Source organism: Methylobacterium sp. WL6, assembly GCF_008040095.1.
Taxonomy (GTDB): domain Bacteria; phylum Pseudomonadota; class Alphaproteobacteria; order Rhizobiales; family Beijerinckiaceae; genus Methylobacterium.
This window is the reverse complement of the sequence record NZ_VRVH01000087.1, coordinates 1-15651: the sequence shown is the minus strand read 5'-3', so window position 1 is coordinate 15651 and position 15651 is coordinate 1. Positions and strand designations below refer to the sequence as shown.

The following is a 15651-nucleotide window of genomic DNA, read 5'->3' as shown; positions in this document are numbered from 1 at the left end:
CCTCGACGGTCGGCGGCGCCTGGCGGGCGCCGGCATAGGCGCGCGGCAGGCTGGCGCGGACGAGGTCGGCCATGATCCGGTCGCGGCTGGCGCCCGACTTGCCGCCGAGCACGATCGCCACGATCTGGCGATCGTCGGACTTGGCCGCCGTCATCAGGTTGAAGCCGGAATCGCGGGTGTAGCCGGTCTTGATGCCGTCGACGCCCTCGACGTTGCCGAGCAGGTGGTTGTGGTTGCCGATCGTCCGGCCGCGGAAGGCGAAGGACCGGGTCTGGAAGTAGCGGTAGTAGCGCGGGAAGCGGTCCTGGATCGCGCGCGCCAGCACGGTGAGGTCGCGGGCCGTCGTCACCTGCTCGGAATCGGGAAGGCCCGAGGCGTTGGCGTAGTGCGTGCGGCTCATGCCGAGCGCGTGCGCCTTGGCGGTCATCAGCTCGGCGAACCGCTCCTCGGAGCCGGCGATGTTCTCGCCGATGGCGCAGGCCACGTCGTTGGCCGACTTGGTGACGATCGCCTTGATCGCGTCCTCGACGGCGATGGTCTGGCCGGGCCGCAGGCCGAGCTTCGACGGCGCCTGGGCTGCGGCATGGGCCGAGATCGTCAGCTCGGAATCGAGGGCGAAGCGCCCCTTCTCCATCTGCTCGAACAGCATGTAGAGGGTCATCACCTTGGTGATCGAGGCCGGGTGCCGGATCGCGTCCTCGTTCACCGCGTGCAGCGTGCGGCCGGACTTCACGTCGACCACCATCGCGGCGTAGGGCGGATTGTAGCCGCCGCCGGGGCGGACGTGGCGCCCGTGGCGGCGCGCCTCGGCGGGAGACGCCAGCGCGGTCAGGACCGCGGCGGCGGCGAGCGCGGCCGAGATCGTGGGCACGGTCCGGGAGCGACGGGAAACGCTACGCATCACGACTCATTGCCCTCGACAGACCGGCCACGGCCGGTTTGCATCGCACCATTCAGCTCGGACATGCCCTGCGGCGTGGCCCGATCACGTCTGTCAAACACGCTACGGCGATGCAGTTACGGCGCGGTTAATGGAGCGGACGACATTCGACGCATCACTTTTGCATCGCAACACGGATTGACGGCAGATGCTGCAGTGCACAAATGTGACGGGCCGTAGCCGTTCGGGCCGGACGACGGTGGCACCCCGATTACTCGCGGGCGCGCGGTCGAGGCCGTGGCGCCGCAGGAGATCCTTCATGACCCCATCCTACGCCCCGGCCGCCGACGCGGTCCGCAACGGCCTCGACGGCGCGAAGGCCGGCGCCGCGGCGCTGAGCCAGAGCGTCGGCGCCGCCGCCCGCACCAGCCAGACCATCGGCATCGAGTGGATGGACTTCCTCAAGCAGGTCAGCGCCGAGGTCGCCGCGACCACGGAAAAGGTCGTGAAGGCCGGCAGCCCGGCCAAGGCGATCGAGATCCAGAGCGCGTTCGTGAAGACCTCCGGCGAGCTCTGGATGGCGCGCGCGGCGACCTTCCGCGACCTCTACGCCACGCTGGCTCAGGACATGGCGAAGCCGTTCACGGCGCTGGCCGGCCGGTCCGCCACGGCGGCGGCGGCGCGAACCCCCGCCTGACCCGTTTGCGGGTGCGGCGGCCCGCTCCCGGACAGTTGCGCGCAGGCGACTGGCGAAACCGAATCCCGCCGCCTAGATTGGCTCAGACGCGGCCGGGCCCGTCGCAGCGACGCGACAAGCCCCGGCCGGCACGAAGGAGCCGGTTCCATCACGATGACAGACGTCCCGATGCGGGGCACCGCTCATCCCCACGACTCGACAGGCCGGCCTTCGCTCGAGGCGGTGCGATTCACGACGACCGCCTCGGACCCCGGGGACCCGGGCGGCGACGATCGCTCGAATACGGCGATCATCACCCGTACCAAGCCGAAGACCAAGCGGCCGAGCCTGTATCGGGTGCTTTTGCTCAACGACGACTACACGCCGCAGGATTTCGTCGTGCTGGTGGTCGAGCGTTTCTTCAACAAGACCCACGAAGACGCCTACCAGATCATGATGCATGTGCATCATAACGGCGTCGGAGAATGCGGGGTGTTCACCTACGAGGTCGCCGAGACCAAGGTGACGCAGGTCATGGACTTTGCGCGCAAACACCAACATCCTCTGCAGTGCGTTATGGAAAAAAAGTAGGCTCACGCAGCACAAAGGCTCGAGCATTGCCCAGCTTCTCACGCAGCCTTGAACAAGCTCTCCACCGCGCCCTGGCGCTGGCCGGCGAGCGCCGGCACGAATACGCCACGCTGGAGCATCTGCTTCTGGCGCTGGTCGACGACCAGGACGCCGCCGCTGTCATGCGGGCCTGCAACGTCGAGATCGACACGCTGAAGCGCAGCCTCGTCGAGTACGTCGACACCGAGCTTTCCAACCTTACCGGCGACGGACGCCAGGACGCCAAGCCCACGGCCGGCTTCCAGCGCGTGATTCAGCGCGCGGTGATCCACGTGCAGTCCTCGGGCCGCGAGGAGGTCACCGGCGCCAACGTGCTGGTGGCGATCTTCGCCGAGCGCGAGAGCCACGCCGCCTACTTCCTGCAGGAGCAGGACATGACCCGTTACGACGCGGTCAACTACATCAGCCACGGCATCGCCAAGCGCCCCGGCGCCTCCGAGGCGAAGCCGGTGCGCGGGGCCGACGACGAGGGCTCGAACGAGCGGCCGAGCGACGACGGCGAGAACCGCACGAAGAAGAAGGGCGACGCCCTCGACGCCTACTGCGTCAACCTCAACAAGAAGGCCCGCGACGGCAAGGTCGACCCGCTGATCGGCCGCGAGAGCGAGGTCCAGCGCACGATCCAGGTGCTGTGCCGCCGGCAGAAGAACAACCCGCTGCTGGTCGGTGATCCCGGCGTCGGCAAGACCGCGATCGCCGAAGGGCTCGCCCGCAAGATCGTGCAGAAGGAGGTGCCGGAGGTCCTGGCCGACGCCACCGTGTTCTCCCTCGACATGGGCACGCTGCTCGCCGGCACGCGCTACCGCGGCGACTTCGAGGAGCGCCTGAAGCAGGTGATGAAGGAGATCGAGGCGCACCCGAACGCGGTGCTCTTCATCGACGAGATCCACACCGTGATCGGCGCCGGCGCCACCTCCGGCGGCGCGATGGACGCCTCGAACCTGCTCAAGCCCGCGCTCGCCGCCGGGACCCTGCGCTGCATCGGCTCGACCACCTACAAGGAGTACCGCCAGTACTTCGAGAAGGACCGCGCCCTGGTGCGTCGCTTCCAGAAGATCGACGTCGCCGAGCCGTCGATCCCGGACGCGATCGAGATCGTAAAGGGCCTGCGGCCCTATTACGAGGAGTTCCACAAGCTCAAGTTCACCACCGAGGCCGTGAAGGCCGCGGTCGAGCTGTCGGCACGCTACATCAACGACCGCAAGCTGCCCGACAAGGCGATCGACGTGATCGACGAGACCGGCGCGTCGCAGATGCTGGTGCCGGAGGCGCGCCGCAAGCGCGTGATCGGCATCAAGGAGATCGAGGCGACGATCGCCACGATGGCGCGCATCCCCCCGAAGACCGTGTCGAAGGACGACGCGGTGGTGCTCCAGCATCTCACCGAGAACCTGAAGCGCGTCGTCTACGGCCAGCCCAACGCCATCGATGCGTTGACCTCGGCGATCAAGCTGGCGCGCGCCGGCCTGCGCGACCCGGACAAGCCGATCGGCTCCTACCTATTCGCGGGACCGACCGGCGTCGGCAAGACCGAGGCCGCCAAGCAGCTGGCGTCGTCGCTCGGCGTCGAGATGCTGCGGTTCGACATGTCGGAATACATGGAGCGCCACACGGTCTCGCGCCTGATCGGCGCACCGCCCGGCTATGTCGGCTTCGACCAGGGCGGCCTGCTCACCGACGGGATCGACCAGCACCCGCACTGCGTGCTGCTGCTCGACGAGATCGAGAAGGCGCATCCGGACCTGTTCAACATCCTGTTGCAGGTGATGGACCACGGCAAGCTCACCGACCACAACGGCAAGCAGGTCGATTTCCGCAACGTGATCATCATCATGACCACGAACGCGGGCGCGTCCGACCTCGCGAAGTCGGCCTACGGCTTCACACAGGCCAAGCGCACGGGCGACGACGTGGAGGCGATCAACAAGCTGTTCGCACCGGAATTCCGCAACCGGCTCGATGCGATCATCTCGTTTGGCCACCTGCCGAAGGAGGTCGTAGCCAAGGTCGTCGACAAGTTCGTGCTCCAGCTCGAGGCGCAGCTCGCCGATCGCAACGTCACGATCGAGCTGTCGGACGAGGCGCGCGCGTGGCTGGTCGAGCACGGCTACGACGATGCGATGGGCGCCCGCCCGATGGCGCGGCTGATCCAGTCGAGCATCAAGACGCAGCTCGCCGACGAGGTGCTGTTCGGCAAGCTGAAGAACGGCGGCGCAGTCCGCGTCATCGTGCGCAAGCCCGAGGATGCGGAGGCGAAGGCCGGCGGCAAGGAGACGCTGGGCTTCGAGTTCCCGGCCGGCCCCGTGGTGCCGAAGCCCGAGGCGGACGTGACCAACGCGGTCAAGAAGCACAAGCGCGCCAAGCCCCGGGCCGCGGCCCGCAAGAAGACGCCCAAGGACGACAAGGGCGGCAATTCGGGTGGCGGCGGCGTCCGCACGGTGCCGAAAGTCCCCCTCGTCCGGGCTTGACGCCGAAGCGACGTGAGCCCGATCGACCTGGCCCCGGAGCGCGCCTCGCGCTCCGGGGCCTTGCGCATGACGGCGAATGCGGCTTTCAGGTTCGCGGACGATTGCACCATGGACGCGGCGGCCGACCGCCGCCGCGAAGGATCGAGCGGGCGTGACGATGAGCGAACTGCATGAGGGCCCCCTCCTGCCCGTCGATCAGCCCACGGCGGCGCCCGCCCGACCGAAGCCCGTCACCCGACGCGAGGAGCGCCGCCGCCGCCGGAGCCGCCGCCGCCGCGGCGAGGAGATCCTGGCCTGGGTGCTGGTGCCGCTGATCTGCCTCGGGATCTACTGGGGTATCAATGCCGGCTTCGAGTTCATGGGAACCTCGCCGGGCCAGGTCTGGGACCAGCTGATGCAGGTCAAGGCGATGATGGAGAAGCGCGCCTGATCGCGCCGCTCCGGTCGCAGCACGCACTCGCGCGAACGGAGCCGTCATGTCCCTCACCCGTCGCGCCGCGCTGATCGGCGCCCTCCTCGCGGCTCCGGTCGTGAGGGCGGCCGGTCGCGACGGTCCGGTGATCGTCGTCGGCGCCGGCGCGGCCGGGCTCGCGGCCGCCGACATCCTGCGGCAGGCCGGGCGTCCCTTCACCGTGATCGAGGCGCGCGACCGCATCGGCGGTCGCGCCCATACCGAGCTCGGGCTCGGGCCGGACTGTCCCTTCGATGCCGGTGCCGAGTACGTTCACTGGGCCGAGCGCAATCCCTGGCGCGCCGTCGCCGAACGCGAGAACGTGCGGATCGCCGGGCAGGAAGGCTGGGCGCGGATCCTGTTCGTCGACGGGCGCCCGGCGACCGTGACCGAGCGCAACCGACGCCGCGCCGCCTTCTCCGGCCTCGACGCCGCCCTGAAGCCGGTGGACGGCCCCGACCGGTCGCTTGCCGAAGCCGCGGCCGCGGCCGGACCGGACATGGCGCAGGCGGCGGCGGGCCTTGCCCGGCTGTCGCTCGGCGAGGAGCCCGAGCGCGTCTCGGTGCTCGACTACGACCGGCTGTGGTCCGGCACCGACCTGTGGCTCGACGGCTACGGCAGCCTGGTCCGGCGCCGCTTCGCGACGATGCCGGTCTCCCTCGGCACGGCCGCGACCGCCATCGATTGGACCGGCGAGGGCGTGCGGGTGACGACGCCCGGCGGCACGCTCGACGCCGCGGCGGTGATCCTCACCGTTCCAGTCGGCGTGCTGGCCGCGGGCACGATCCGCTTCACGCCGGACCTGCCGGCCCCGACGCGGGATGCGCTCGGCGGCCTCGGCATGGGCGCCTACAGCAAGGTCGGCCTCCGGCTCGATCCCGCCCGGATCGACCTGAAGGCGGTGGGGGACGCAGTGTCCGTGGCACACCGCGGCGACCAGGACCGGACGATCTACTTCGAGGTCTCGCCGTTCGACCGACCGCTCGCGGTGGCCAACATCGGCGGCGACGGATCCCGTGCCCTGTGCGAGCTCGGCGAAGCGGCGGCCGTCGCCGAGGTCACGGACCGGCTGGTGGCGATCCTCGGCACGCAGGCGCGCGGCGCCGTGACGGCAGGCAAGCTTGCCGGCTGGTGGACCGATCCGCATGCGCGCGGCAGCTACGCGATCGCCCATCCCGGCCATGCCGACGCCCGGACAGCCCTGCAGGCGGCGATCGGCGACCGCATCTTCCTCGCCGGCGAAGCCTATGCGGGCGGCGGCGCCATGACGGTCGGCGGCGCAACCCTCGACGGCGAACGCGCCGCGCGGGCCGTCCTGCGGATGCTGGGCTGAGGGGGATCGAACGCGCATCTCGCGTGCGGATCGGGGTGCAGGCCCCCTCCCATGCGGGAGAGGGGGCCGTGACGCGCGACGCTCTCGCGAGAACCCTCGAGCCGCCCCCTACCCCAAGCGCAGGGCATGCACCGAGAACAACCTCTCGGGGTCGGTCCACACCGTGACCGGCGACCACCCGGCCTCCGCCGCCAGGGCGCGAAAACCGTCGAGCGTGTACTTGTAGCTGTTCTCGGTGTGGATCGTCTCGCCCTCGGCGAAGGCGAAGGCGTGTCCGGCCACCGTCACCGTCTGGTCGGCGCGGCTCACGAGATGCATCTCGATCCGCGAGGCCGCGCGGTTGAACACCGCCCGGTGCGCGAACGCGGCGGCGGCGAAGGTGCCGGATAGGTCGCGATCGATCCGGGTCAGCAGATTGAGGTTGAACGCCGCGGTCACGCCGGCCGCGTCGTCGTAGGCCGCCTCGAGCACCGCGGCGTCCTTGACGAGGTCGACGCCGACGACGAGCGTCGCGCCCTCCCCCAGCACGTCGCCGAACTGGCGCAGCAGGCGGCCGGCCTCCGTGGGCTCGAAGTTGCCGATGGTCGAGCCCGGGAAGAACCCGGCGCGCGGCGCGTCGCCGAGGTCGTGCGGCAGGGCGAAGGGCTGGGTGAAGTCGGCGGCGATCGGCGCGATGCGCAGGGCGGGATGATCGCCCTGGAGCGCGGCCGCCTCGCTGCGCAGGAACGTCTCCGACACGTCGACCGGGACGTAGGCCGCGAGGTCCGGCATGTGCCGGAGCAGGCGACGGACCTTCACGGTCGAGCCGCTGCCGAACTCCACCAGCGCGGCGCCGCGCGGCAGGGCGGCGGCGATCTCGGCGCCTCGCATGTCGAGGATGCCGAGCTCGGTCCGGGTCGGGTAGTATTCCGGCAGCCGCGTGATCTGCTCGAACAGGTCGGACCCGACGGCGTCGTAGAAGTACTTCGCCGGCAAGGTCTTCTGCGGCTTCGCGAACCCGGCCAGCACGTCTTCGAGGAACGCCCGGTCGTCGGGCAAGTGGGCGAGCGGCGTCGCGTCTGCGAAGACGGGCTTGATGGTCACGCGCGGTACTCCGGGATGCGACGTCAGGCGCGGGACTGCGCGAGGCGCAGGCCCGTGAATTGCCAGCGCTGATGCGGATAGAAGAAGTTGCGGTAGGGCAGCCGCGCATGACCCTCCGGCGTCGCCACCGACGAGCCGCGCAGCACGAACTGGTTCGACATGAACTTGCCGTTGTACTCGCCGAGTGCACCCGGCAGCGGGCGATATCCCGGGTAGGCGGTGTAGGCGCTGCGGGTCCATTGCCAGACGAGGCCGAACGCGTCGTCGAGCCCGCCGTCGCGGGCGGCGACCTCCCATTCGAACTCGGTCGGCAGGTCGCGCCCGGCCCAGCGGGCGTAGGCATCCGCCTCGTAGTAGCTGATGTGGGTGACGGGCTGCGCCGGATCGATCGGGCGCCGGCCGCCGAGCGTCATGCAGGTCCAGCCCGGCTCGCCCGGCTGCCAGTAGCCCGGCGCCTCCCAGCCCTCGGCCTGCGCCGCGAGCCAGCCGTCGGACAACCACAGGTCGGGGCGGGAATAGCCGCCATCTTCCATGAAGCGCAGCCAGTCGCCGGTCGTGACGAGCGCCCGGTCGATCGACACGGGCAGGACCAGGCTGTCGTGCCGGGGATGCTCGTTGTCGAACGAGAACCCGTCGCCGGCATGGCCGACCTGATGGATGCCGTGGGCCAGGTCGATCGTGCCGGAACGATTGGCCGCCTTCGGAAAACGCCATTCGGCGTCGTAGACTGGATGCAGCGGGTTCTGCGCGAAGGCGTGCAGGATGTCGGTGATCAGCAGTTCCTGGTGCTGCTGCTCGTGGAACAGCCCGATCTCGAGGATCGGCAGGATCGCCTCGAGCGTCCCCGGCGCGGCCTGCGCCAGCAACGTCTCGACCGCGCGGTCGATGTGGGCGCGGTAGCCGGCGATCTCCTCGGTGGTCGGCCGGGTGATCAGCCCGCGCATCACCCGCGGCTGACGTGGGCCGGCGGCGACGTAGTACGAGTTGAACAGGTAGTGCAGGCGCTCGTCGTGGATGTGGTAGCCCGGCAGGTGCTCGCGCAGCAGGAACTGCTCGAAGAACCATGTCGTGTGCGCGCGATGCCACTTGGTCGGGCTGGCATCGGCCATCGACTGGACCTGCTGATCCTCCGGCGACAGCGGCGCGGCACGGCGCTCGGTCTCGGCACGGACGAAGCGGAAGGCGGCGATCCAGGCGTCCCGGTCCACCGGCCGGGCGGAGACGGGCGGCGGCGGGAAGGCCTGAGCGGGCGCGTCCGTCTCGCGAAGTGTCGCCGTCGCAGCCATGCTGGTCCTCCCGTCGTCCGTTGATCCGCCGGTCGCGGTTGATGGAGATATGGCCGAAGGCGCAGCCGACAACGGCAGCGCGACGATTCAGTTCGCAATAGGCTCACCGATGCCGGCCGACGCGCCGCAAGTCTGTGTAGAGCGGGGCCGCTCGACGCGGTTGATCGATCCCCGAGCCTTTTTGCAGCCGCAGTGAGATGGCCTTAACCCTCTCGTCCAAGACTGCGGGGCTCTGATGCTGGGGTACGCGTTCTGATGCGGATCGATCTGATGGCCGGAGCGAGCCTGTCGGCGGCGGCTTTGCGCGCGGCGCCCGAGCCCACCATCCTGGTGTTCGACTCGGGCCTCGGCGGCCTGACGGTGCTGGAGCAGGTGCGCCGGGCCCGGCCCGACGCGCGCTACGTCTACGCCGCGGACGACGCGGCCTTCCCCTACGGCCGGCTCTCGGAATCGGTCCTGGTCCAGCGCGTGCTCGACGTGATGGCGCGCCTGATCGCGACGCACCGGCCCGACCTCGTCGTCATCGCCTGCAACACCGCCTCAACGCTGGTGCTGCCGGCCCTGCGCCAGCGCTTCCCGACGCCGTTCGTCGGCGTGGTGCCGCCGATCAAGCCGGCGGCCGAGACCAGCCGCTCACGCCTCGTCACGCTGCTGGCGACCCCCGGCACCGTCGCGCGCTCCTACACGCGCGACCTGATCATGACCTATGCCGAGGCCTGCTCGGTGACCTCGGTCGGCTCGGCGAACCTCGCCAACTACGCCGAGGCGGAACTCGCCGGCACGCCGGTGGACGACGCGGCGATCGCCGCCGAGATCGCACCGTGCTTCGTCACGGCCGAGGACGGCCGGCGCACCGACGTCGTCTGCCTCGCCTGCACCCATTACCCGCTGCTGCGCGCCCGCTTCGAGCGGCTCGCGCCCTGGCCCGTCACCTGGATCGATCCGGCGCCCGCCATCGCGCGCCGGGTGACGCAGCTTCTCGGCAGCACCCCGCGCGATGCGCGCTCGGACGAGGGCCCGGTGCTCGGCGCCTTCACCGGCGGCGCGACGCTCACGGATGCGCTGCGCGCCTCGCTCGACCGGCGCGGCATCCCGTCGATCGGCGTCGACCCGATGCCGCTGACGCTGCAGTAGCGCCGCGCCGCCGCCTGGCCGGCGAGGCCGGCGGGGCGCGCAACCGCAAGTAATCCGTCGATCAGTGCTGCGCCGCCACGGCGCCGGGCCGCGGTCGCTCGGCGAGCGGTCGCCGGCGCAGCCCCGCCGCCTTGCAGGCCGCGAAGGCGAAGGCGGCGCCGAGCCCGAGCAGCGCGAGATCGAACCCGTAGAACGCCGCGTCGCCGGCCCGCAGGCTCGCGAGCAGGTGGCGCCCGGTGGCGAGCCCGCCGACGACCGGCACGGCGGCGAGCAGCGCGGCCGCGGTCGCGAGCATCGCGGTCCATCCGGTTCGCGGCGGCAGGGCCAGCGGCACCAGCGTGGCCAGGATCCAGGCGCCGAAGAAGACCGTCACCTCGGCCTCCTTGCGCTCCGCCATCCCGAGCGGGAGCAGGCGGTTGGCCAGGAAGTAGCCGGCGATGGCGATCGGCAGCCCGGCGATGGTGCCGACGTTGAGCGCCTGCACCAGCCGCATCCCGAGGTGCGCCCGCGTCGCGGTGCCGGGCTTGGGCACCCGCGCCACCGTCCAGAGGATCAGCCCGGTCGCCACCATGGCCGCGCCCATCGCGCCGCTGAGGAAGAACAGCACGCGCAGGGCCGGCCCGGCGAAATGCGCCTCGTGCAGGCCGACCATCGCGGTGAAGGTGCCGGCGGCGGGCTTCATCGCGCCCAAGGTCTCGATCACCGCGCCGCTGGTGCCGTCGAACGCCACCTGCGGATGGCGGTGCCTCAGGCCATGCGGCTCCTCGAACACCGCCACGACCGTCGCGTTGGCGTCGCCCGGGTTCTGCACGGTGATCCGCTCCAGCGGCTCGTCGTTCATCGCGAGCGCGCGCTCGACCATCGGGCCGAACGGGGCGAGCGGCGCGGGGCGTCCGGCGGGCGGGCGGGCGGCGGTGATCTGGCCGGATTCGGCGAAGAAGGCCTGCGCGTAGCCGCGATAGGCGGTGGTGACGCCCCAGGGCATGTACATCAGCGCCAGCGTCACGATCCCCGTATAGGTGATCATCAGGTGGAACGGCAGCGCCAGCACCCCGGTCACGTTGTGCGCGTCGAGCCAGCCGCGCTGCGCCGACTTGGCGTGACGGCGGAAGGTGAACAGGTCGACGAAGATCCGCCGGTGGGTGACGATTCCGGAGACCAGCGCGACGAGCATGATCATCGCGCAGATTCCGACGATCCAGCGGCCCCAGAGCGGCGCCATGCTGAGCTCGAAGTGGAAGCGGTAGAGGAAGTCGCCACCGCGGGTGTCGCGGACGGCGACCGCGGCGCCGGTCGCGGGATCGAGCATCGCCTGGCCCGGCGGGGTGCCGGGCTTGCGGCGCCAGAACAGGTCGAGGGTCGGCCGGTCCGGGCTCGGCAGGGTGATGAACCAGCTGCGCGCGCCCTTCGCCTGCGCCTCGAGATGGGCGCGGGCGAGGTCGGCGGCGTGCCCGAGGGCGGCCGGGCTCAGCGGAGCCCCGGCCCTCAGTTCCGGCCGCATCCATTGCGAGATCTCCGAGCGGTAGTAGCTCGCCGTGCCGGTGACGAAGACGGAAAACAGCACCCAGCCGACGACGAGGCCGGACCAGGCGTGCAGCCACGCCATCGATTGCCGGAAGCCGTTGCGCATGGTTTCGCGTCCTACCAGCGGTAGCGGAGCGTGGCGTAGACCGTGCGCGGCAGCCCGTAATAGCAGCTGGTGTAGCCGTTGCAGCCGCTGACGTAGGTGTCGTCGAGCAGGTTGTTGGCGTTCAGCTGCATCGAGAAGCCGGCCAGCGTCGGGTCGAGGTTCTTCAGGTCGTAGGAGACCACGGCGTCGACCAGCACGCTTTCCGGCACCTTGAAGGTGTTGGCCGCGTCCCCCCAGGACGGGCCGAGATAGCGGACGCCGCCGCCGACCTCGAGGCCGAGCATCGGCCCGTCGAGGAAGCGGTAGGTCGCCAGAAGCGAGGCGGTGGAATCCGGCACCAGCACCGGGCGGCGCCCCTGCAGCGGCACCGTCTGGCCGGGCGCGAGGTCGTTGGCGGTCCGGCCGTCGTCGCGGACGTTGCGGATATCGAGGAGCGAGAAGCCGCCGATCAGGGTCACGCCTTCGGTGAGGTTCGCCCGCGCCTCGAACTCGACGCCCTGGACGCCGACCTCGCCGGTCTGCAGCACGAAGCCGGTGGGGCGGCCGAGCGTGGTGTCGGCCGTCGTCCGGTTCGACTGGCGGATGTCGAAGAATGCGGCGGTGAGGAGGATGTCGGTGCCCGGCGGCTGGTACTTGATGCCGGCCTCGTACTGGTCGCTGAGTTGCGGGTCGGGCACGCGCCCGACGGTGCCGAAGGCGGTGTCGAACACCCGGCCGGCGACGATCGGCTCGAAGGCCTGGCTGTAGGACACGTACGGCGCGACGCCGGACTGGAACAGGTAGAGCAGGCTCGCCCGGCCCGTGAAGGCGTCGGAGGCCGCGTCCTGCAGCGTCAGCGTGCTTCCCGTCGCGGTGAACGACCGGGTCGGGCCGGTCTGGCGGGCGACGTCGTAGCGCCCGCCCAATGTCAGGATCAGGCCGTCGACCTTCATCTGATCCTGGAAGTAGACGCCGGTCTGCTGCGCGTCGACGCGCGAGGTCGTGTTGATGGCCGGGAACGGGATGTTCATTTCGTAGTTCGGCGCGAGCGCGTTCAGGTCCGGCGCGTTCGGGAACGGCGTCCCGCTGGCGCGCGTGCTGAAGGTGCGGTGGTCGACGCCGAGGAGCGCCGTGTGGGCGATCGGGCCGGTGTCGAAGTTGGCCACGACGTTCGAATCCATCGTGTAGGCTTCGGCCGCGACGATGTTGCCGATGACGGCGCGCGGCAGCAGCGGGCCGGTGGCGAACGGGCCGTTGCGGGGGCTGAACGCGCTGTAGACGCTGCGGTAATCGCCCTGCGTCCGCAGGTAGCGCCCGGCCGAGTGGAAGCGCAGGTTCTCGTTGAAGCGGTGGTCGAAGAGGTACTCGATCGATGCTTGGGTCCGGTCCGAGCGCTCGATGTTGCGGTCGCCGTCGTAGAAGTTCACCGGCAGTCGCCCGATCACGCCGCTGCCGAAGTTGCGCGGAAACACGGTGCCCACCGCCGGGAAGCCGCCGTAGAAGCCGGAGAACGGATCGCGCTGGTAGTTGCCGATGATCGTCAGCTGGGTGTCGGTGGAGGGCCGCCAAGTGACGCTCGGGTTGATCAGGGCGCGCTCGACCCGCGTCGTGTCCACCGGGCCGTCCCCGTTCCAGCCCGCGCCGACGAGGCGGTAGGCGAACTGGTCGGCGAGCCAGGGCACCTCGGACTGGATCGGGCCGCCGACGTCGATGCCGCCGCGCACCTCGTTGAAGCCGCCGCCCTGGACGAAGACCTCGCCGTGGCGGACGAATTGCGGGACCTTCGAGACGAGGTTGACGATGCCGCCCGGCCCCGACTGCCCGTAGAGCACCGAGGCGGGCCCCTTGATCACGTCGACCCGCTCGAGGCGGTAAGGATCGATCGTCGCGTTGGCGTCGCGGCTGGCGATCAGCGCCATGCCGTCGAGAAAGACCGGCGCGTTGAAGCCGCGGATCAGGAACTGCTCGAGCCGGGTCGAGCCGGCGCCGCCGCGCTGCTCGGTCGTGACGCCGGGCGTGTAGCGCAGGGCCTGGTTGATGGTGAGCGCGTTCTGATCCTCGATCTGCTTGCGCCCGATCACCGAGATCGACTGCGCCGTCTCGACGATCGGCGTGTCGGTCTTCGTGGCGACGGTGCTGCGGCTGGCGACGTAGCCGGGCACGGCACCGGACGCGCCGCCGGGACCGTAGAGCGATCCGCCGAGGCTGCGGCCGGCGCCCTCGCCGGTGACGCTCAGCTCGCCGAGCTCGATGTCGGTCGTCTGCGCGGGCTGGGCCGAGGCGGAGGACGCGACCGAAATCGCGCATGTCGTCGACAGAAGAGCGACGATCAGAGCGCTGCGGCACCGACGTGCGGACGCGGACCGCAGGACGGACGGACAGTAATTAATCATCTTGCCGACCCTAGACGCGACACGAAACAGCAGAGACCCGACGCGTGGACTTGCGCATCACGGCGGCGTGATCGGGTTATCGGTAAGTTCTCGCGGCAACACAATTTCTATCTTATGGAAACATTCCAGGGTAACTTCGAAACGTTCCAGGCTGGAACGGGGTGTTGGGCGGCGGCCAGCATCACGCCCCTAGGGGAACAGCCCGTTTCGGCACCGTTTCCATGGAGGAGACCAGCGGCACCGCGCCACAACTCACGATGAAAACCGAGCGGCCGTTGTGACCGATCGGTAACACCCCACGGTTGCGACGCCGCGAAGGATCGTGTCAGGCCGGGACCGTCATCCGGCTCGGATCGACCCAGGCGCCGAGCGTCTCGGTCCGGTCCTGTGACAGGATCTCGGGGGGCACGTCGGAGACCGGCACCGCTTCGGGGCGTTCGGCGCCGAAGGCCGCGAGCGCCGCGCGGGTCTCCGGATCGTGGCAGGCGCGGTCGAACGCGGCGCGGTCGAGGCAGGCGAGGCGCCCCGCCTCGAAACGGGCATAGACCCGGCCCGAGCCGGCCTCGGCGAAGCGGACCGAGCGCAGCCGCCGGGCGCATTGGCGCAGGAAGCCGGTGTTCCGTTCCGGCGCCAGGGCTGCGGCGTCGGGATAGACCTCCGCCGGCGAGAGCGCGTCGATGTTGATCTTGGTGTAGCGCGCGATGTCGATGAGGCAGCCGGCATCGAGCACGGTGAGGTCGCCGTTCTCGCCGAAGGCGACCGTGCGCGGGCGCTCGCCCTGCGGCACGCTGTTGTCGAGGAACTCGTAATGCACCTGCTTGCCGGCCTTGGCCGCCCAGGTGAAGAACAGCTCCGGCATCCCGGTGAACGCCTCGACGTTGTGGGCGAGAAGATCGTCCACCGCCTTGTAGCGGCCGAAGATCCGCCCGCGGATCCAGGCGCGCTCGACGGTGGCGTCAGGCGGCGTGATCATGAACAGCATGAAGACGCGGTGGCCGAAGCGGGTCAGCAACTGGCTGCCGTCCTGCGTGCGCGAATCCGCGTTGAAGCTGTCGAATCGGAACCGGTCGATCAGCAGATGCGACATCCGCCCCTCGCGGGCCTTGCGCGCCATGTAGCGATCGAGCTTGCGGTCGACGATCTCGACCTCGTGGCCCGTGAGCGTGCCGGCATAGCCGATCGCATCGCCGATCGAATCGTAGTCGAGCAGGAACTTGCGCCAGATGTCGGGGGTGATCACCGCGAAATCCGACCAGGATTCGCCGAGCCGCCGGGCCAGCGCCCGCTGGAGCGGACGCATCGTGCTCTTGCCCGAGGCGGAGGCGCCCTTGACGTTCATCACGATCGGCGCGGCCTGCGCACGGACCGGAACGTAGCCCTCCCGCGCCACGGCCTCGGCGAACCACGGCTCGATCAGGCAGCCGATCCGGCGGCTGCCCTCGTCGTTGGCGACGAGCGTCGTCGCGAGGTTCGCGAGCAGGGCGCGGTCGCCGACGAGCTTGCCGCGATGCCGGACGATCCCCGACGCGACCTTGTGCAGGGCGGCGCTCGCCGCAAGCTCGAGCGCGTTTTCGCTGGCCGCGGCGCGGACGCACCATGCGGCGCAATGGGCGAGCGCGCGCTCCTCCGGGGATCGCGCGTCGTCGGCGACGGGGGCCGGCGGCGCCGCGAGGCCGAGCACGTGCCGCCAGGTTCTCGGCGGAGGGGG

Annotated in this window: 12 protein-coding genes; 6 read left to right on the top strand and 6 right to left on the bottom strand. The window is 70.4% G+C overall.

Translation table 11 applies throughout. The features are described from left to right. Positions 1–901: D-alanyl-D-alanine carboxypeptidase family protein (locus tag FV230_RS13700; RefSeq protein ID WP_147727266.1), on the bottom strand; the 901-nt coding region annotated here is incomplete at its 3' end. Positions 902–1199: 298 nt separating this feature from the next. Between FV230_RS13700 and FV230_RS13695 the strand changes: the two genes are divergently transcribed. The 5 genes from FV230_RS13695 to FV230_RS13675 all read left to right on the top strand — a co-directional run bounded on the left by FV230_RS13695 (position 1200) and on the right by FV230_RS13675 (position 6438). Continuing rightward, positions 1200–1577, top strand: a complete 378-nt coding sequence (locus FV230_RS13695) for a phasin family protein (protein ID WP_187275494.1) — start codon at positions 1200–1202, stop codon at positions 1575–1577. Positions 1578–1730: 153 nt separating this feature from the next. Further along, positions 1731–2147: an ATP-dependent Clp protease adapter ClpS gene (gene clpS / locus FV230_RS13690; RefSeq protein ID WP_243933045.1), complete on the top strand. Its 417-nt coding sequence runs from the start codon at positions 1731–1733 to the stop codon at positions 2145–2147. Between the two features lie 26 nt (positions 2148–2173). Continuing rightward, positions 2174–4654, top strand: coding sequence for an ATP-dependent Clp protease ATP-binding subunit ClpA (clpA, locus tag FV230_RS13685; RefSeq protein WP_147727264.1), 2481 nt, complete (start codon positions 2174–2176; stop codon positions 4652–4654). A gap of 157 nt (positions 4655–4811) precedes the next feature. After that, on the top strand, positions 4812–5084 hold the full coding sequence (locus FV230_RS13680; protein WP_147842774.1) for a hypothetical protein: 273 nt from the start codon (positions 4812–4814) through the stop codon (positions 5082–5084). A gap of 46 nt (positions 5085–5130) precedes the next feature. Next, on the top strand, positions 5131–6438 hold the full coding sequence (locus FV230_RS13675) for an NAD(P)/FAD-dependent oxidoreductase (protein WP_147842773.1): 1308 nt from the start codon (positions 5131–5133) through the stop codon (positions 6436–6438). Positions 6439–6546: 108 nt separating this feature from the next. On the opposite strand, the gene egtD is transcribed toward FV230_RS13675, so the two are convergent. Together egtD and egtB are read right to left on the bottom strand one after the other, a co-directional pair. Further along, positions 6547–7521, bottom strand: coding sequence for an L-histidine N(alpha)-methyltransferase (gene egtD / locus FV230_RS13670; RefSeq protein WP_147842772.1), 975 nt, complete (start codon positions 7519–7521; stop codon positions 6547–6549). A 23-nt stretch (positions 7522–7544) separates the two neighbouring features. Beyond that, complete coding sequence (egtB, locus tag FV230_RS13665; protein ID WP_147842771.1) at positions 7545–8807, bottom strand: ergothioneine biosynthesis protein EgtB; 1263 nt, start codon at positions 8805–8807, stop codon at positions 7545–7547. Between the two features lie 255 nt (positions 8808–9062). Here egtB and murI point away from each other — a divergent pair, with 255 nt between their 5' ends. Continuing rightward, the gene (gene murI / locus FV230_RS13660) at positions 9063–9941 is read left to right on the top strand and encodes a glutamate racemase (RefSeq protein ID WP_147842770.1); all 879 of its coding nucleotides are present in this window, start codon (positions 9063–9065) and stop codon (positions 9939–9941) included. Between the two features lie 61 nt (positions 9942–10002). Here the strand turns inward: murI and FV230_RS13655 are convergent, their stop codons facing one another. The 3 genes from FV230_RS13655 to FV230_RS13645 all read right to left on the bottom strand — a co-directional run. Beyond that, entirely contained in the window at positions 10003–11571 is a 1569-nt protein-coding gene (locus FV230_RS13655; RefSeq protein WP_147842769.1) for a PepSY-associated TM helix domain-containing protein, read from the bottom strand. Positions 11572–11582: 11 nt separating this feature from the next. Further along, complete coding sequence (locus tag FV230_RS13650; RefSeq protein ID WP_147842768.1) at positions 11583–13943, bottom strand: TonB-dependent siderophore receptor; 2361 nt, start codon at positions 13941–13943, stop codon at positions 11583–11585. 325 nt (positions 13944–14268) lie between these two features. Next, a partial coding sequence (locus FV230_RS13645) for a hypothetical protein (RefSeq protein WP_210248628.1) occupies positions 14269–15651 on the bottom strand: 1383 nt, incomplete at its 5' end.

What these genes read in the sequence shown, in the direction of transcription:
- clpS (WP_243933045.1), top strand. Translation starts at nt 1,731, where the DNA reads ATGACAGACGTCCCGATGCGGGGCACCGCTCATCCCCACGACTCGACA.
- murI (WP_147842770.1), top strand. Translation starts at nt 9,063, where the DNA reads ATGCGGATCGATCTGATGGCCGGAGCGAGCCTGTCGGCGGCGGCTTTG.
- FV230_RS13675 (WP_147842773.1), top strand. Translation starts at nt 5,131, where the DNA reads ATGTCCCTCACCCGTCGCGCCGCGCTGATCGGCGCCCTCCTCGCGGCT.
- FV230_RS13655 (WP_147842769.1), bottom strand. Translation starts at nt 11,571, where the DNA reads ATGCGCAACGGCTTCCGGCAATCGATGGCGTGGCTGCACGCCTGGTCC.
- FV230_RS13650 (WP_147842768.1), bottom strand. Translation starts at nt 13,943, where the DNA reads ATGATTAATTACTGTCCGTCCGTCCTGCGGTCCGCGTCCGCACGTCGG.
- FV230_RS13695 (WP_187275494.1), top strand. Translation starts at nt 1,200, where the DNA reads ATGACCCCATCCTACGCCCCGGCCGCCGACGCGGTCCGCAACGGCCTC.
- FV230_RS13680 (WP_147842774.1), top strand. Translation starts at nt 4,812, where the DNA reads ATGAGCGAACTGCATGAGGGCCCCCTCCTGCCCGTCGATCAGCCCACG.
- egtB (WP_147842771.1), bottom strand. Translation starts at nt 8,807, where the DNA reads ATGGCTGCGACGGCGACACTTCGCGAGACGGACGCGCCCGCTCAGGCC.